The organism is Flavobacterium sp. TAB 87, from assembly GCF_001529295.1.
Classification (GTDB): domain Bacteria; phylum Bacteroidota; class Bacteroidia; order Flavobacteriales; family Flavobacteriaceae; genus Flavobacterium.
This window is the reverse complement of record NZ_LLWK01000024.1, coordinates 15,023-33,006: the sequence shown is the minus strand read 5'-3', so window position 1 is coordinate 33,006 and position 17,984 is coordinate 15,023. Positions and strand designations below refer to the sequence as shown.

The window sequence follows — 17,984 nt, the reverse complement described above, 5'->3', positions numbered from 1 at the left end:
AATACCAATGTGAGGGCATATTAGAGGAAAAAGAAGTTTTTTCACAGCCTGACGTCCCGTTGCTTGTGGATGGTGGGGATTTCGGGAGCAGAGTATTTTCGGTTACTACTAAAGTTCTTGCGAACCGTGAACGTGAATTTACCACTAAATCCCCACTATACACAAACAACTGTTGGCAGATTGGCTTTTCTTGTTTTATTTAGTTTTCTTTATTCGATAAGCAATATCACTTATTCTTTTTGATTGTGCTGAAAGTATAATAATCAAAACCAAAATACTTCCTAGGTAAAGCGAAATACCATTTGCACCATACTCTTTGTAAAATAATTCTCCTGGAGAAGAATAATTTGTAAAGTAAAAAATAATTTCTCCCCAAATAAACACAAATAGAAAGTAAGCTAAACGCTGTAAAAATTTTGAAATTTTAATAAGTTGGTTTATTTCAGTCATATAAAGTGGTTTATAATTCCGCCATATCAAAGCGAATTAAATTTTAAATTAAATATTTATGTTAGATTCAATTAAAAGTTTTTTAATAGATGAAGGATTTAGTATTGTTAAAGAAAAAGAGAATAATATTAAATTTGTTGGTTTCTTTGGATTCACTGTTACAATTCAGATTATAGATTCAGTTATCTACTTTGAGCGTTCGCTTGGCACAGAAAGAGAGTATATTGCTCAAAGATATAAATTAGAAAGTTATGAAGACTTTTTATATATTGTTACAAAATCAATGCGTTCACCTATGTTTCAAATCACCTAATTCTCTTTTTATGTCTTGTTTAAAATTTGAAACACAGTCTTTAAATAAATCTATTCTAACTTTTGGTTTAGTTGCATTTTCTTCTAAATCTTCAAGATTTTTTTCTATGGTTTGCCTTAAATTGTTAGAATATAATTTACTTTCAGCTTCAGAACTAAATTCTCTACGCTGTTCAGATCTTATTAAATTACCTAAATCTCGTATTGAAGATTCTGAAATGTTTAGATTTTCTATTTTGGAAAGTATATTTTTTAAATGTACCTTTTTCTCTGTATTTGTCATGTTTTATACTTCTGATTTTTATTTAGGTTCCCAAGCTGTCTGCCAACTATTATATATAAGCTATATAATGGCGTAAAGTCTGCCTAATTTGAAGGTATTACAGCCATTTATAAGCGTTTATTTAATGTACAAATATAAGCAAAAGGTAATCCAATAATTTTTATAACGATTTATTTGTAAGACTTTGTCACCTTTTTTATTCAAGGCTTTTCTATTAGTAATTAGCGAGATATACTATAAGGTCTGGGGTAGTAAAGTCAAGAATGCTGAAGGAATATATTTTCCGTTACAATTACCCGACTGCATTTGAATACTTTTACAAGGTTTTTCATGGCTAGAGATCTAATTCAACATACTAAAAAGGAAATCCGAATGAAGGACATCTTATACCTCGAAAACAAGTACCAACGGTAAAGGGGAGAATGTTTTGGGGACTTGCATTGATTACGAAGGAAATTATTTGAACACCACTTACTTTCCAAATAATTTACAGGTGTTGCCCTTGCACGGTGGAGGACGTTATTTTTTGCTGAGATAAGTAGCGATAGAGTATCAGTTTCCCTCCTTTACTATTTTAAAAATGGCTACCATGCCATTTGTTCCCCATCAGAGAAATTCACACGCGAAAGATCACCAATTGATAACGGCGCATAATAGTAACTAAGATTAATGTCGAACTACTAGAAAACCGTACCCAAACCTCATACGATAGATTTTCCACGAGTTAAGATGAGTGCATAATTTTTTTAGAAGTAATTTTACACTGTTCCATCCAATTTGCTGAATTTTCTTTAGTGTCTGCCTTAGTAGGACTCCCTTAATTTTGAAGTACTTGAAAAAAAGTTAGAGATCAATTTTTATCCACTTCGATAAATTTTGACGCAGTAGAATACATAATCTTAAGTTGATGTATTTTAATTATCACTTTACATTTGTATAAAATGGGTTAAGAAGAGTGTGGAATAATATTTTTCTCAATTTAAGTTATATAACAACTTATTTAAATTATATAAACAGTTAAATATAAGACTATTGTAAATTTATATAAGAAATATTAATTTAAATAAGTAAAGTTATGAGCATTATACAAAACGATCATTCAGAAGGACCGGTAGCTAAAAAGATTGAAGAACAAACAGCCAAGCTACCTTCAGATTTATTTTTATGGGCAGCAGTTGCCTCAATGGTTGGTTCGGCTACCCTTAAGGTTATGGGAAAAGGTAAAACGTCATTGTTCGTAGGACAGTGGGCGACATCCTTTCTACTTTTAGGAGTTTATAATAAAATTGTTAAAGTAGAGGGCAGTGATGCAAAGGACAATCCCGGCAATTAAAATTTAAGACGATTCAAAAGCCTGCTCATGCAGGTTTTTTTGAGAGTAAACCAAATAGATGTAATAAAACAGATATTCTAGTACATCTATTCAACGTTACACTTATTAAAGTGCGCCTAGTTAAGCATTAAAAAAAAATTAGAATTGTAACTACGTAAAGTATTGCGCTTATGATTGTTTTGTCTCATCAAAAAGGTTGGAAAATTATCAACCAGCGCTCGCACGGATTACTAGCTGCTATGTTAGCGAATCAATACAACATCGAACTCCCAAACGAGATTTTGGTTCCCACATTAATCGCTATTGCGGAACACGATGACGGTGTAGCCGAAACGTTGCAAAATAAAAACTTAACGCAAGCAGGCGCACCAAAAAATTTCGATATTGGTGACGGTCCTGAAAATGCTGATCTACATCAATATCACAATGTAATGGAGTTATCAGCTTCTAAAAGCCAGCTAAATGCTTTATTAACGTCCATGCATTTAAATTTTATTTTTGGTGATAAAGATAAAATTAAGAATAAACAAGTCCTTACTTTTTTAAATGAACAGAAGCACAAGCGAAGTGAAATTCTAAAAAAATTAAATGTTGATAAAAAGTATGTTGATCGACTGTATCGATTTGTCGAATGGTGCGATGCTTTTTCTCTTCTTATTTGCATGGATAAAATTCAAGCTGAAGGCAGAAAGATGGAAATTTCAGAAAGTCCAGATGGTGATATGAATCGTACCTTTTATAAAAGTGAAAATATAATTTCAGTAGAACCTTGGGTGTTTAAAAATGATAATTTTAAGGTTTTTTATGAATACAAAATAATTGAACAGCTACAATTTAATTCTATTAAAGAATTTAATGAGATTTGTATTCGTACTGAAGTACAAAGAGCAGATTTTGTATTGTCACGATAAACCAACTTCAATAAAAATAAAAGAAACATGTGCTATCATACGATTCAAGACAAATTCGCCGATCAAATTGAAAAAAGATTTGATGCAAAAATAAAGAACTATGCTGAATTTGCTCCTCACGATCATTTTAATGGTTTTTTGTTTCCCAAAACACCAGTCATTACCAACGACAATCCCAAAATCATTCAGCATTTTAACTGGGGTTTAATTCCACATTGGTCCAAAGATGAAGATATTAGAGCGCTAACTTTAAATGCTAAAATAGAAACACTTGATGAAAAGCCTTCGTTTCGTGACGTGACTAATCAACGGTGCCTAGTAATTGCAAATGGTTACTTTGAGTGGCAATGGTTAGATGCAAAAGGTAAAAACAAAGTAAAGTACAAATTAGGTATTGCCAATGAAGAGTTGTTTGCTTTTGCCGGTTTGTATTCCCGATGGACTAACAGTCATACGGGTGAGATTAGAAATACATATACAATCGTAACTACTGAAGCTAATGCTTTAATGGCAAAAATTCACAATAATAAAAAAAGAATGCCTGTGATTTTAAAGCCGGAAGATGAAGAACGATGGCTGAAGCAGACACCAATTGAGCAATTTTCATTTCCATATTCTGTGGATTTAAACGCAACTCAAATACTTCCCGATACAGAAGCTCTATTGTTGTTTCAATAATAGTTTCGCCTGCATCTTGCATTATGGGACACCAATCGGGATCATATTCATTAATTTATTTGTACTATGCTGTCTAAAATCCTAAGAAGGAAGTTTAAGAACCAGTACTAAAATAATTTTCATTTGTAAACGTTAATATAGCTCAATATTATCTTTGAAAATTTTTGTTAAATCTAATTTTAATTGAATAATTCATAAAAAGAAAGATATTAATTGGATTGCTACTTAGTGCCATAATTTTGTTCTAGATTGTTTTTATTAAAATAAAAGTCACATGGTCAAGCTTTGAAAGTTTTTTCCGCAAGTTTTACATTTTAATTTTCTTCCATAACACTTCCATAACACTTCCAAAATATTATAAATTTAGATTATAAATAAAATAACTATTAGGTTCTAATTATGGCATGCAACAAAGGGCGCACCTCAGAAATATCTTCAATATAATATTTTGCTGCTGTGTTAACGTTTCCTACTTTAACTGTAAAAGTACTTTGAGGCAGATCATTAAACATAAACTCGTCAGTCCAATCATCACCAATAGCAAAAACAAAATCATAATTTTCGTCTTGTAAAAGTTGTAAGCTAGCGCGACCTTTATTAATGTTACTATTTTTAACTTCTAGAACTTTATTTCCTTCTAATACCGATAAGAAGTCATTGGAAAGTAAACCTTTTAATACATGTTTAAATTCCATTTTTCTTAAGTCAGCCATCTCTGCATCAGCCTTACGATAGTGCCATGCGATGGAGAATTCTTTTTCCTCTATAAATGCTCCAGGTGTTCGATCCACAAACGTTTCAAAGATGGGTCTAACATTTGCTTTCCATTCTGTTTTAAAGTGATCCTGACAAATCCAATTTTCCCCTTTTTTGCGTAGCCAAGCACCATGATCGGTAATAAGCGTGTACGCCCTGTCTCCAAACCATTCCATTAAGGTTGTGCGATCACGGCCACTCACTATGGCAATTTCGGTATTTTCCAGTTTTGCTATTGAATCCAAGAGTATAAGCAATTCATCATCCGGATAGGCATCAATGGGATTGTTTTTAAAGCCAGCCAAAGTTCCATCATAATCCAATAGAAAGATTTTCTTTTTGGCACTTTTAAAATTTTGATGAATTGAATCCAAAACTTGCTCTGAAAGTTTTTCTGCTACTTGCACAGGAATAAAACTTTTAGCTAATTGAAGCGACTTTAGAAATTCACTTGCCCATAGTTCGACGTTATAACGAGATATTCTTTTCTGTAAAGCTTGGATTCGATCCCTTTGCTCTATTGCTGGCATTTCGAGGGCATTTTTTAGTGAATCTGCAATCTGTTCAAAGTTATTAGGATTAACAATAAGAGCTTCGTGCATCTCTTGTGCGGCGCCTGCCATTTCACTTAATATAAGCACACCGCTACCTTGCGTTCTTGTAGCTACATATTCTTTAGCGACTAGATTCATTCCGTCTCGTATCGGGGTGACCATCGCTACATCAGAGGATACGTATAAATCAATAAGATCATCGAAAGGTAAGGCTCTGTAAAAATACCATATTGGAGTCCAATTTAAAAGGGAGTGTTCCCCATTGATCCTACCTACAAGTTCGTCTATTTCTCTTTTTAACCGTTGGTATTGTGGCACATTTTCTCTAGAGGGAACTGCAAGCATTACTAAACGTACTTTTCCTACGTATTGTGGATATTTGGTTAAAAAATATTCAAAAGACTTAATTCGGTTGGCTATGCCCTTGGTATAGTCCATTCGGTCAATTGATAATATTAATTTGCTGTCCGAATGCGAATCATTATGTACATCTAAACTTTTCATCAACTCAGTTTTAGAATCCTCTTTTTGATTGATTCGTGCTAAGGCTGCCGTATTATATTTTGTGTAATCAATACCCATAGGAAAGCAATCGACTTTAATGATTCGGTTTTGATAATGAATTTCACTAAAATGGACTTCATAGTTCGTAAGTCTGCCAACTGAACTTATAAAATGTCTCACATAATCATAAGTATGAAAGCCAATTAGATCTGCTCCCAACATACCCTCTAGCAGGTCATCACGCCAAGGACAAGTTTTAAACAATTCATATGAAGGATAGGGAATGTGCAGGAAAAATCCAATAGTAATATTTTTGTTCGCTTTTCTTAATAATTGCGGCAATAACAAAAGTTGATAATCATGCACCCAAACAGTATCACCATCTTTTGCCTGTTCTAAAATGACCGCAGCAAATTTTTCATTTACTTCTTTATAGGCGTTCCAATGTTCAATTTCAAATTCTGTGAAAGACTGAAAATAGTGGAATAGCGGCCAAAGAGCACTATTACTAAAACCGTAGTAATAGTTATCGATATCATTTTGAGTAAGCGGTACTCGCACACATTTTTCTTGCCATAAAATCGCATCAACCTCTTTGGCTTTACTTGAATTAATTTGTTGTTCAATCAAGCCCGACCACCCAATCCAAATACCGTTCCCGTCTTTATGTACAGATTTCATTCCGGTGGCTAAACCGCCTGTACTTCCCTTCGCTACTAGAGTGCTATTTTCATATTTAAGATCTACAGGTAAGCGATTAGATACTATTATCGTTTTATTCATGATGTATGTATTAATTTTAAAGTAAAAAAAAAATTAAAATATTTTCCTTTCAACAAACATTTGCGGCTATTATTTTTCAGAAATCAAAATTAACAGTTGCACGTATTTTTCATTTACATTATTGCGTTAATAATTTATAGATTTATCTAATAACATTTCGAAATTGAGTACGGATAAACATTTGATTAAGGTTTAGAATTTACAAACTTTTGTTTACTTGCAGTTGTGGTAATTACAAGGACTACTTTTTAAATTTGGTTGAATTAAAATCTTTTTATAAATTTAGGTAATTACTGAATTTTAAAAATAAGAAAAGGATTATATGAATAACTTAAACTACGGAATAATTGGAAATTGCAGAAGTGCGGCGTTAATATCAGATAAAGGATCTATCGACTGGTGCTGTCTCCCGGAATTTGATTCCGCATCTGTATTTGCAAAAATTTTGGATGATAATATTGGTGGAAGCTTTGAAATAATTACCGATGATCATTACTTTAGAACCCAGAAATATCTTGAAAATACCAATATATTGGTTACTACTTTTGATAACGGTACCGATGTTTTTGAAGTGAATGATTTTATGCCTCGATACAAAAAAGATAATGGGGATTACAATATACCTCCTGAGATTATACGCTATTTTAGGAAAATTTCAGGCAGACCTCAATTTGCTATATTATATGATCCGAAACTTGAATATGCGAGTGGAGTGACTAGTACATTCGTAAAAGAAGACCACGTAATTAGTGTCAGTAATACCTTAAAATTTGACTCGTTATTTTTGTACAGTAACTTTTGTAAGCAGTCTATTTCGGAAAGCAAATTGATCGAACTAGAAGATGATGGCTATATACTAATGGCTTATAACGAGAAGATATTTTTACCCACCTTAGCTAAAATTCGCCTAGAGTTTGAAAGAACAAAAACATACTGGTTAGGTTGGGCAGATCGTACTACTGAGTATAAAAAATTCAATAAGGAAATTCTGCGAAGTGTTTTAACGCTAAAAATGCTTTCCTATCAAAAAACTGGAGCGGTATTAGCTGCCATAACAACTTCTCTGCCTGAGACAATTGGAGAAGTGCGCAATTGGGATTATCGCTTTTGCTGGATTCGGGATGCATCTATGGTAGTCAAGGTTGTATCAGAGTTAGGTCATGTTGAACTCGCAAAGGATTATCTTCAATTTATAGTTGATCTTATACCTAATAAAGATGAGAAACTACAAATCATGTATGGGATAAATAAAGAAAAAGAATTGACAGAATCCACATTGGACCATCTCAGCGGTTACATGGGAAGTAAGCCAGTGCGAGTGGGTAATGCGGCTTATTCGCAGAGACAGAATGATATCTATGGCATCCTAATGGATGTGATTCATCAACGTTTAATAAACTTTACAAACGATACAGAAAATGTGGAGGAACTTTGGAATATTACCAAAGGTATTGTATGGGTAGTTCAAAATCACTGGCAGGAACCAGATAAGGGAATTTGGGAATTTAGAACGGAAGAACGGCACTTTACTTTCTCGAAAGTACTTTGTTGGACCGCTCTGGATCGTGCTGTCAAAGTAGCCGAAATTTTAGGAAAGTTTTCCATAGCCAATAAATGGAAGCAACTCTTAGTAACTATAAAAGCAGATATACTTGAAAATGCTTGGAATGAAAGTGCTCAAGCTTTCACGCAGTCGTACGGATCAGAAGATCTTGATGCCGCCGTTCTGTTAATGGAAAATTACGGATTTATCGATGCGTTAGATCCTCGCTATGTAAGCACAGTAATTGCCATTGAGAAAAATCTTAGTAATGATGGACTACTATACAGATATAAAAATAAAGATGATTTTGGTTTACCGTCCTCTTCATTTACGATTTGCACATTCTGGTTTATAAATAGTTTATTTAAAATAGGACAACAAAAAAAAGCGGAAAAATTATTTAAGAAATTACTAAGTTACAGCAATCATTTGGGACTATTTAGTGAGGATATTGATTTTAAGACAAAACGTTTGCTTGGTAATTTCCCACAAGCTTATTCCCACTTAGCTTTAATTGAGACAGCTATTAATCTGTCTACTATAACAGAGGAAGAAGCTGTTCGTGATACCATCAGCTAATTTCTTAATAATGATTTAAATCAGACAATAAATTTTATAATTTCTGCTGTTTATTATGTAATAATGTACGGTCTAAGATGGTATAGTTTTGATAAAATAAATGAGTATTTCATAAGTTATAGTCTTAAAAATTATAAAAATGACGGATTTAAGTAAAAAAATAGGAATAACTTTTAGTGCCTTCGATTTATTGCACGCGGGTCATGTAAGGATGTTAGAAGAAGCGAAAATGCATTGTGATTATCTTATTGTCGGTTTGCAGACTGATCCGACAAGCGATCGTCCAGAAAAAAATAAACCTACACAATCGGTAGTAGAGAGATATATCCAGTTGAAAGGATGCAAATTTGTAGATGAAATTATACCTTATACCACTGAGCAAGACCTAGAAGATATTCTTCGTGCTTTTCCAATAAACGTGAGAATTTTAGGAGAAGAATATAAAGATGTAAAATTCACGGGTCGAAAATATTGCGAGGATAAAGGGGTAGAATTGCTATTTAATAAACGCGATCATCGTTTTTCTAGTAGCGGCTTAAGGGCGGAAGTATTTAAATGTGAGTACCTTAAAAAAGTGGACTGATGGCATTTACAGTTATAGCTACTAACAAGCTTATTAGTCAAATTAATGACTTTAATTAATCATTAATTATGTAAAAATATGCGTTAATGTATAAACTAAAAAGCTAATACAGGAAAAGAAATATGAGGAGGGGAAACTGTAAGTTTGTGCTCCTCTTATCTTTAAACTAATTACCAAATTTACAAACGCATTAGGCAACTAGATTATTTACCCAGTGTCTACATACTGTACTCACAAACAAATGGTTCTACCCTTACATCACTTTGGAATAAATTGAACAATATAGAATTATAGATGTACTATTAAAATTGCTTTAGCTGCATTTTTGCCATTGGCATTATCATTACGTTCAATTAAGTAGTCTCTAGCACTTTCAATGGGCTTTACAAAGAGCCAGTGTTGCTTTAACGCTTAAAAAAGTCTGAAACATTTAAAGCCATTTTAGCATTTATCATGTATTACTTCATCGGACTAAAGTTTGGTGCAGGGTATCATTTTCTAGACAACAATAAATTAATTTTGTTAATTTTCACTTTGTACTAAAATTAAGAATTAAAAGCTTTTTTTTAATGGTAACGTTTTATAATCTGCACTTCATCTTTTATTTCGTGGAATATCAGTATAAATCGTTATATCCGAAATGGCTTATACCATAATTTATTAAAAATTCATTAATTATTTGAAAGCTATAACTTCCAAATCAAACAAACAACGTTAGGACAATAAACCAACCGATAAATAGCTACGTTGTGAGTTGCTAGTACTATAAAAAAATGTTAGCGCTGAATAAACTTCCTAGAGAATCTAAGACGCTAAAAATGGTTTTGGACGCCTATTTTGAGATTTGTGATACCTTACATGAAATTATTAGTTCCTTTTGACGAGCAAAGATGGCTGAAACAGAGACCAGTAGAGCATGCACTAACATATTCTGTGGATTTAAACGCAACTAAAATACTTCCCGATACAGAAGCTCTATTGTTGTTTCAATAATAGTTTCGCCTGCATCTTGCATTATGGAACACCAATCGGGATCATAATTTGCAACTAAGCTATAGAATGCTTTTTTGACTTCTAATGGAGAACTTTCTAGACCAACGCCCACATATTTTTCATTTACTATTATTCTAAATAAATTTCCATCATAAAGCAGCTCGTCTTGACCGTCAGCGGTATTGTCGGGTGCATAACCAAAATGATATATTTCCGTTTCAGGATCATTTAGAAGTTCCAGCAAATATGCTTTTACGCATACGAATAATAGTTCATCTTGCAATCCGTATGGGATGGTTAGATTATCCGCCTTTAATAAAAGTCCCAAGTCGATAAATTCTAATTTCATTGTATGGGTTGTTATATTTCATTTATTCTCTTCGTATCAATAAATCAAATCTCCACCTAAATTTAGTTCCAAAATTTGTAAAAATAAAGCTTTTAAGTGAATTGCTAATGTAACAAAATAGTTTGCTTCTCTATTGTTTCTGTTAGACATTAAAAGCGCTCTGCAAACACTTCCATTCATTTTTGATACCTGAATGAGAAGCTGCAACTTTTTTTCCGGATCGAATTATTGCATTTAATTTTTGTTCTATTACTAAATAATACTGCATGAGCACCTATATGGAGATCATAACGCAAAGGTGTAGTACAAGTGTACCTACGAGAGATACTCATCCTACTGCTTGCTTCCTTAGCAGTTTTTAATTACTGTTACAACTCTAGGTATAAGTGAAAATTGTACCAACTATTACTAGACATCGAAATGCTTTATGAGTTTGTCAATTGCCTGTGCAATATTGCTTCGGCGCTGATTTACTGAAGAAGATTTAGTTATAAAGAGGTTAGATCCAGCGATTAAGCACCGATCAATAAATTCATCAGTAGTTGCGTCTATGTATATAATAATTGGCAACTCCTTTTTAGATTTTGATTTTCTAATGATCTGTACTATTTCCAGACTAGTAAGTTGTGTACTGTTGCAGTCTAAAAATAAGATAGTCGGAGTGGAATCTGAAAGCACTAGATCCTCTATTAGCTGTACACCGCAGTAATAGAACTTTAAAATAGTAGGAGTTTTAATGGTTAATAAAGCGTCCTCAAAAATGAGTAGGTCATCCACTTGATCAGCGACATAACATATAGTAATTTCTGACATATTATAGCAACTATTTAAATTCAAATTTATGAATAATTAGTGCTAGATCAGCATACCACCAGATAAATTATGAATATTTTAGTAAAAATTGTACTAATTAGATTTGAATTTCACATGATTTCCATAATTTTATAACAGACTAATGATACTATATAACGCTTACTTTCAGCTTGTTTCTAACTTTACATCGCTTTGGTACTAAATTAAAACGATCGAATTATGGATGTATTATTTAAAATCCTTGTAGCTGCATTTTTTGCCATGGTCACCATGACTGCATTCAGCTACGCAGTTTCTACCACTTTTAGGGAGCTTTACAAAGAACCAGTGCTGCTTCAATACTTTTTAAAAAAAATGCATTTTAAAGGATCTGCAGAGCTTCAAGCCATTTTTGCATGGATCCTCCATTATTTAATTGGACTGGGATTTGTTGTGGTGTATCATTTTCTGTGGAGCAAACAGTTGTTCGACACTTTGCTATGGTCGACTTTTACAGGAACTGTAAGTGGTATAATTGGAGTACTAGGCTGGCATTTAATTTTTAATTATACAAGACACCAGCCGAAGATTGATTTTAAAGGCTACTACCTACAACTTATACTCGCGCACATCATATTCGCCTTGACGGCATTTGGTTTTTATTTTTATATTTAAACCTATTGGCTTAGTTACTTCAAAATATGAAGCCAGTTAAAAGTTATTTTAAACTGCACCATCAACTATGTGCAAATCAATTTTAGGTTTCCATAGGAACCTAAGTAAGTTTTTTGCGTAAACTTTATTGCTTTTCAGTTAGGCTTTTTTGACCCAAAATCGACTATTTTATATCTCTTAACTATGTACGAATTCACTTTTCACTTTCCTATAGATTGACCTCTTGCGTGCTTTAAATTCTTTGGCAACAGATAAAATTTAATAATAGATAGCACTAGTACGGTTATCCTATCATTCCGCATAGAAGTATCAACTGAAAATATAAAAGGGGCTATAAAGCCCCTTCATCTGTAAAAGAATAGTAATTCTCTCGAGTTATAATTAGATGATCTAGTAACTGAATATCTAGTAATTTTCCAGCTGCTTTCACTTTAGCTGTAATTTGATTATCTGCATCAGAGGCAATTAATTTTCCAGAGGGATGATTGTGAATCATAATAATTGCAGTTGCATTTGCTTTTAGAGCTGCTGCAAATATAAGTCTGAGGTCCACGACAGTTCCGGTAATTCCACCGGAAGAAACTTCGTAGGCCCCTAGAACTTTATTGCTGTTATTGAGAAGTAGAATTTTGAATTCTTCAAAAAGTTCAATTGTGTTGGGATTCCATAGCTGCAATGCAATTTCATAAGCCGATTTTGACGAGGTTATTTGCGGTCTTTCAGATGCTTTTACTCTTGATTTATAGCTTAATTCGATTTCAGATACGATAAGCCAATTTGAATTTTTAGCATGATTTTCCATGATTTCTATAATTAAAGATTAATAATAGAACTGGCACGGTCATGGTGGAGCGAGCGCAAAAAGCAACGCAATAAAGGGAGGTGCGCCGAGTATTTATGGGGGAATTTTTTGTTAGAGAACCGACATCCATTACCGAACTTTGTTGTACTATTAGTCGAGAGATAGTTTTTAGAATTTACTATTGTGTGTTTAAAAAGAACGCCTTTTCTAGGGAAAGCGCCAAATCGGCTAGCTTTGCCTAGAAAAGGCGGCGCGCAAATTAGTACATCCTATTGTAAAATACGGGACTATTGTTAGGATAGTCCCGTTTAAAAATTAGCTCAATTGCAGTTTGTTGGTTGCAAACTCGCTGCAGAGTGTGAAAGCAGTTTGATTGCGTTGCTGCGCATTTCCTGCTAACAAAAGCGATTTTACTTTAGCTTCTTGGTTTTTGTAAGCGCGTACATTTTGAAAATAACCTGCAACAGCGTTGTATGCTCCAAAAACGGTCCCTTTGGTGGTGGGTAACTGTTGGGTTTCATCGTTCATCGCATAATCAAAAGCATTGTCGATCATATTGGTAAAACAACTTGAAAGCTCCTGCGTGGTATTATTTTTTAAATTAGAATAAATTTCCTTAGAAGGTGCGAGAGCTAAAGTAATTAATTTTTTAACCGCTTTATCTTTTATAGGAACGGTTGCCCAATAATTAAAAATATTTTGCATCTGAGAGGATAATGTATCGGTAATTCCCATGACTCTATGCGCTTGTTCTAGTCGCTGCTTGGCGCTGGCGGTGTGACGAATTCGAACGGTATTGGTTTGTGTTCTTAAAGCAGCGTTTAAAGTATTGGCGCAAACAATACGAATAGGGGTGAAGGCTGCAGTAATACTACCGCTACCATCATGCGAGGTAGTAAAAAACAAGTATTTTTCGATTAGATCCTCTTTTCCTACTCGAATGTAATCGGGAAGTTTGGCGGTAATAAAAATGCGTTCACCTTTGTTATGTAAAGCTTTACATAACAATGGTTATGGAAAGTAAATGATAATGTAAAGTGGTCTTTGTAAAGCTGTTCTTTTAGTTGTAGTTACACAATGTGTATTCTATTATACTTTCCATTATTTTGTTGTTGGCAATTATGCCATAACAACTAAATGTTTAATTATGAAAGAAGTACAAACCATTGATGAGTTGGTAATCAGCTTTGAAAACCATCTCCGATCACTTCAACGAAGCAGATTTACCATTCGCCAATACTGGCAAACATGGAAACCGCTGAAGATTTTTATATCTGCTAACAATATTGAGTTCTTTGACATAACGGTGGGTAAACAGTTTATAAAATCAAAACTGGGAGTATACGAATATGCTAATCTTAATCAAATGCAAAGGAGGTTAGCAAATACTGTGGATGCGCTTTCTGTATTTCAACAAACAGGTAAGATACATTTTGGCTCGGCACCACTACGAAGAAATCCACCGAAAGTATTCACAGGAGAAATTGGTATATTAATGGAAGGATATATCCGTTTTAGAAAGACCACTTTTGGACTGGCTAAAAGTACCGTTAATAATAATACCAGATCTTTGTATGCTCTTTTTTTGTTTTTAGAAATAAAGGGATAAAAAAGATAGATGACATAAACGAAGTATATATTCTTTTCTTTATTAAGAGTCTTAATCCCAGTACTGTGTCGGTTAACCATTCCACATTGGGAGTTGTTAAAGGTTTTCTTAAGTATGCTTATGAAGAAAAGGTTTTTAGCACAGACTGGTCTAAAATAATATAACGCACTAATTATAAACAACAACCCAAGCTTCCATCATCATTCTCCATAGACGAAATAAAATCGATACTAAAGTCTATAGATAGGTCTAATTCATCAGGAAAAAGGGATTACGCTATGATCTTGTTGGCGATTAAATTAGGGATGCGTGTTTCTGATATTGCGGGATTAAAGTTTGAAGATATAGATTGGGATAAGCACATCCTTACATTTACGCAGTTTAAAACAAAAAAGAGTATTACTTTACCTCTTTTGCCAGAGATAGGCAATGCAATTATAGATTATTTAAAATATGCTCGTGCGGTTTCTGATGAAAGTCACTGTTTCCTTCAACAGTTATCGCCATATAAAAAAGTAACAGCGGAAGATGTTTCTCGTGTTGCCAGATTTTATATTCATCGATCAGGTATTTCTCTTAAAGAAAGAAAACATGGGGCACATGCACTGAGACATAGCTTTGCAAGTGAACTTCTCGGAAATAAAACATCGCTCCCTGTTATATCTGAAGCTTTGGGACATGGTCATACATCTTCAACAATGCCTTACCTGCGTATTGATATAAACCAACTTAGACAATGTGCACTTGATGTTTCTTTAGTCCCTTCAATATTTTATCAACAGAAAGGAGGGTTTGTATCATGAACGTCTATTATTACAGCATTTACAGACCTTTTATCAAAGAGTTTATAGCATTAAAGAGAAGTCTTGGATATAAATACAATAATATCGAATATGCATTCACAAAGTTCGATCAACTTGTGCTTACCCGTGAAGAGCTAAATATTGGACTTTCCAAGGAACTTTGTAAACAATGGTGCATCAGACGTCCGAATGAATCAGATAAAACATGGTACAATCGCATACAAATTATCAGGGCGTTTTCTTCTTTCTTAACAACATTGAATTACTCTTCCTTTCTTCCTGTTTTACCGAAAATAAAGAATATATATACGCCTTATATCTACACGAAAGAGGAAATAGAATCTTTGTTCATTGCATGTGATAACTTAGAAACAAAAAGTACTCGTTATAACTCAATAGTCATGATACTGCCATGTTTGCTAAGATTACTGTATGGTTGCGGTTTACGATTGGGGGAAGCGCTGTCCCTATCCTGTACCGATGTGAATCTTCAAGAACAGTATGTCGTGGTTCGGAATACAAAGAATGGAACAGACCGACTGATACCACTTTCTGCATCATTAACAGCGATCATTAGTGACTATATGAGTCATAGAAAGCATTTTCCATTAAGGAGAAATACAAATTTACTGTTTGTGCACCCGAACGGTGATAGTTGTGATAGTCACAAAGTGTACAATTGGTTTAGAAAAATTTTATTCCAGGCTGGAATACCTCATAAAGGAAAGCATCAGGGACCACATTTGCATCATCTAAGACATACTTTCGGTGTTCATTCTTTGGCTAAGATGGCAGAAGACGATATTGATTTATACTACTCCATGCCAATTCTTTCTACTTACTTAGGACATACATCAATTGCCAGTACGAATGCATATGTTCGGTTGACATCAGAAATGTACCCTTCTATTCTTACTAAGGTTAACAATATATCTCCATTTTTATTCCCTGAATTATATAATCATGACAATTATGAAAACAGTTGATTTTTCTAAAAGTCTTGCAGACTTTCTAACTAAATATTTGCCAGCAGAAAGAGGTATGAGTTATAATACTATTACATCTTATAGAGCAACATTTATTTTGCTAATCTCGTTTATGGAAAATGAAAAAAAGATACGACCTGAAAAGCTGATGTTTAGCGACCTTACAAAAAAATGTGTAGATGATTTTCTTAATTATCTGGAAACGGTTCGAAAGTGTAGTATTTCAACACGTAATGTAAGACTAGCAGCATTGCATTCCTTTTTTAAATTTGTTCAATATGAATGGCCTGAGCAAATAGATGAATGTCGAAGAATCTTATCAATCAAAGTTAAAAAAACAAATAAAGGTTCTATTAATTATCTGACAATTGATGGTATAAAACTTCTATTGCTCCAACCTGATCTATCTACAAGTAAGGGTATTCGTGACCTAGCGATGATTGCATTGATGTACGATACAGGTGCACGAGTGCAGGAAATTATTGATCTAACTCCTTTTAGTTTACGACTAAACAAACCTTATACAATTAAAATAGTCGGAAAAGGAAACAAAGCCAGAATAGTTCCATTAATGAACGAAGAAGTTATCCATCTGAAAAATTATATGTCAAAGAACTCTTTGCTTGAAGATTATGCCAATATGTACCCTTTGTTTAGTAATACCCGTAAAGAAAAACTAACAAGGGCAGGTGTTACACATATTCTTCAGAAATATGCCTCAATGGCAAGGAAGGAAAATCCTGTGCTCATACCAACAAAAATCAGTTGCCATTCGTTAAGGCATTCAAAAGCCATGCATCTATTACAAGCGGGTGTCAACTTAATTTATATCCGTGATATTCTTGGGCATGAATCAGTAACAACAACCGAAGTTTATGCTAAGATTGATTCTAAACAAAAACGAGATGCAATAGAAATGGCATATGTTGGTGTTGTGAAAAAAGAAGCCCCGATATGGATTAAAAATGAAAATCTTTTAGAATGGCTCAAGAATTTTAAATAAGATATAATGTAAAGTAGAATGTCTTAATTATCACAAAAGTAATGGTTAGCCATATTCTACTTTACATTATTGTTTACTTTCCATAACCATTACCTAAGGCTCCTGCAGTTTCAAATAAAATTCCAGTACCACCTACGATAGAATCAAAAAAAGAAAAGGCATCTCTATTTTGAATAATTTGGTACTCTTTTCCCACGACCCCTAAAACACTTTTTGTATCGGTCCTAATAGTGCTGTAAAAATTTGGGACTTCTAAAGATTGTCCTAATTCGGTTTTGCAATACAGTGGTAACTTAATGACCTCATAGTCCAAACCCGCGAATTTAATAGCCTCTTGACTTGTGGGGTAATCGGATACTATTTGACCTAGATTGTGCCACGCTTTTTCTTTAACAGAAAAGAAAGCATGTTTCTGTGTTTGTTCATTGAAATGAATTTGATGTGCCATGATATATAGAATTAAAGGTTACTACTTATTTTTCATTACATTTTTTCAAAAGAAAAAACGGAAAAAAAGAAAGCAAGATGCCAGTAGTACCTAAGGTAGAGGGTGCTATAAGTCCCGAAGGGTGGACAAGAGTTAGCTTGTCCATTATGCGCACAAACTACTAGAGGGACTACTATCTTAGCTGCCCTTTTAGTCCGTTTCGACTGAAAATATGACTGTTCTTTTTAGAGCCTTTTTGAGATTCCAGTGTAATAG

The 17,984-nt window shown here is 33.6% G+C and carries 18 protein-coding genes and 2 pseudogenes; 12 read left to right on the top strand and 8 right to left on the bottom strand.

Features of this window, described 5'->3' with window-relative positions:
- The coding region (locus tag AP058_RS17050; protein ID WP_231739462.1) for a hypothetical protein at positions 1-203 on the top strand (203 nt) is incomplete at its 5' end.
- Here the strand turns inward: AP058_RS17050 and AP058_RS01180 are convergent.
- On the bottom strand, positions 196-450 hold the full coding sequence (locus tag AP058_RS01180) for a hypothetical protein (protein ID WP_066305858.1): 255 nt from the start codon (positions 448-450) through the stop codon (positions 196-198). The two genes, AP058_RS17050 and AP058_RS01180, sit on opposite strands and share 8 nt — an antisense overlap.
- Before the next feature lie 58 nt (positions 451-508).
- Here AP058_RS01180 and AP058_RS01175 point away from each other — a divergent pair, with 58 nt between their 5' ends.
- Positions 509-763: a hypothetical protein gene (locus tag AP058_RS01175; RefSeq protein ID WP_066305856.1), complete on the top strand. Its 255-nt coding sequence runs from the start codon at positions 509-511 to the stop codon at positions 761-763.
- On the opposite strand, the gene AP058_RS01170 is transcribed toward AP058_RS01175, so the two are convergent.
- Positions 740-1,045, bottom strand: coding sequence for a hypothetical protein (locus AP058_RS01170; protein ID WP_066305853.1), 306 nt, complete (start codon positions 1,043-1,045; stop codon positions 740-742). The two genes, AP058_RS01175 and AP058_RS01170, sit on opposite strands and share 24 nt — an antisense overlap.
- A gap of 1,075 nt (positions 1,046-2,120) precedes the next feature.
- Between AP058_RS01170 and AP058_RS01165 the strand changes: the two genes are divergently transcribed.
- The 3 genes from AP058_RS01165 to AP058_RS01155 all read left to right on the top strand — a co-directional run bounded on the left by AP058_RS01165 (position 2,121) and on the right by AP058_RS01155 (position 3,967).
- A complete protein-coding gene (locus AP058_RS01165; RefSeq protein ID WP_066305852.1) occupies positions 2,121-2,378 on the top strand; it encodes a hypothetical protein in 258 nt (85 codons plus the stop codon).
- Between the two features lie 170 nt (positions 2,379-2,548).
- On the top strand, positions 2,549-3,289 hold the full coding sequence (locus tag AP058_RS01160; protein ID WP_066305850.1) for a DUF3891 family protein: 741 nt from the start codon (positions 2,549-2,551) through the stop codon (positions 3,287-3,289).
- Between the two features lie 27 nt (positions 3,290-3,316).
- Positions 3,317-3,967 carry an SOS response-associated peptidase gene (locus AP058_RS01155; RefSeq protein ID WP_066305848.1) on the top strand — a complete coding sequence of 217 codons (651 nt, stop codon included), beginning with the start codon at positions 3,317-3,319 and terminating at the stop codon, positions 3,965-3,967.
- 386 nt (positions 3,968-4,353) lie between these two features.
- On the opposite strand, the gene AP058_RS01150 is transcribed toward AP058_RS01155, so the two are convergent.
- Complete coding sequence (locus AP058_RS01150) at positions 4,354-6,564, bottom strand: bifunctional alpha,alpha-trehalose-phosphate synthase (UDP-forming)/trehalose-phosphatase (RefSeq protein WP_066305847.1); 2,211 nt, start codon at positions 6,562-6,564, stop codon at positions 4,354-4,356.
- A gap of 322 nt (positions 6,565-6,886) precedes the next feature.
- Between AP058_RS01150 and AP058_RS01145 the strand changes: the two genes are divergently transcribed.
- Positions 6,887-8,686: a glycoside hydrolase family 15 protein gene (locus tag AP058_RS01145; protein WP_066305844.1), complete on the top strand. Its 1,800-nt coding sequence runs from the start codon at positions 6,887-6,889 to the stop codon at positions 8,684-8,686.
- A gap of 139 nt (positions 8,687-8,825) precedes the next feature.
- Positions 8,826-9,269 carry an adenylyltransferase/cytidyltransferase family protein gene (locus AP058_RS01140; RefSeq protein ID WP_066305842.1) on the top strand — a complete coding sequence of 148 codons (444 nt, stop codon included), beginning with the start codon at positions 8,826-8,828 and terminating at the stop codon, positions 9,267-9,269.
- Positions 9,270-10,218: 949 nt separating this feature from the next.
- On the opposite strand, the gene AP058_RS01135 is transcribed toward AP058_RS01140, so the two are convergent.
- Positions 10,219-10,590, bottom strand: a complete 372-nt coding sequence (locus tag AP058_RS01135; RefSeq protein WP_157492551.1) for a hypothetical protein — start codon at positions 10,588-10,590, stop codon at positions 10,219-10,221.
- A gap of 429 nt (positions 10,591-11,019) precedes the next feature.
- The gene (locus AP058_RS01130) at positions 11,020-11,424 is read right to left on the bottom strand and encodes a response regulator (protein WP_066305837.1); all 405 of its coding nucleotides are present in this window, start codon (positions 11,422-11,424) and stop codon (positions 11,020-11,022) included.
- 219 nt (positions 11,425-11,643) lie between these two features.
- Here AP058_RS01130 and AP058_RS01125 point away from each other — a divergent pair, with 219 nt between their 5' ends.
- Positions 11,644-12,078, top strand: a complete 435-nt coding sequence (locus tag AP058_RS01125) for a hypothetical protein (protein WP_066305835.1) — start codon at positions 11,644-11,646, stop codon at positions 12,076-12,078.
- A 331-nt stretch (positions 12,079-12,409) separates the two neighbouring features.
- Here AP058_RS01125 and AP058_RS01120 read toward each other — a convergent pair whose 3' ends face one another.
- Positions 12,410-12,880 (bottom strand): JAB domain-containing protein, encoded by a 471-nt coding sequence (locus AP058_RS01120; protein ID WP_066305833.1) that lies wholly within the window; start codon positions 12,878-12,880, stop codon positions 12,410-12,412.
- A 315-nt stretch (positions 12,881-13,195) separates the two neighbouring features.
- Positions 13,196-13,864, bottom strand: a pseudogene (locus AP058_RS01115) (DUF932 domain-containing protein); the annotation flags it as partial.
- 163 nt (positions 13,865-14,027) lie between these two features.
- Between AP058_RS01115 and AP058_RS01110 the strand changes: the two are divergent.
- The 4 genes from AP058_RS01110 to AP058_RS01095 all read left to right on the top strand — a co-directional run bounded on the left by AP058_RS01110 (position 14,028) and on the right by AP058_RS01095 (position 17,281).
- Positions 14,028-14,489, top strand: a complete 462-nt coding sequence (locus tag AP058_RS01110) for a hypothetical protein (protein ID WP_066305829.1) — start codon at positions 14,028-14,030, stop codon at positions 14,487-14,489.
- Between the two features lie 209 nt (positions 14,490-14,698).
- Entirely contained in the window at positions 14,699-15,292 is a 594-nt protein-coding gene (locus tag AP058_RS01105; protein WP_082706534.1) for a site-specific integrase, read from the top strand.
- Positions 15,289-16,278: a tyrosine-type recombinase/integrase gene (locus AP058_RS01100; protein ID WP_066305824.1), complete on the top strand. Its 990-nt coding sequence runs from the start codon at positions 15,289-15,291 to the stop codon at positions 16,276-16,278. The genes AP058_RS01105 and AP058_RS01100 overlap by 4 nt, the downstream gene beginning before the upstream one ends.
- Positions 16,265-17,281, top strand: coding sequence for a site-specific integrase (locus AP058_RS01095; protein ID WP_066305865.1), 1,017 nt, complete (start codon positions 16,265-16,267; stop codon positions 17,279-17,281). The genes AP058_RS01100 and AP058_RS01095 overlap by 14 nt, the downstream gene beginning before the upstream one ends.
- 85 nt (positions 17,282-17,366) lie before the next feature.
- Here the strand turns inward: AP058_RS01095 and AP058_RS01090 are convergent.
- Positions 17,367-17,729, bottom strand: a pseudogene (locus tag AP058_RS01090) (DUF932 domain-containing protein); the annotation flags it as partial.
- Positions 17,730-17,984 lie beyond the last annotated feature (255 nt).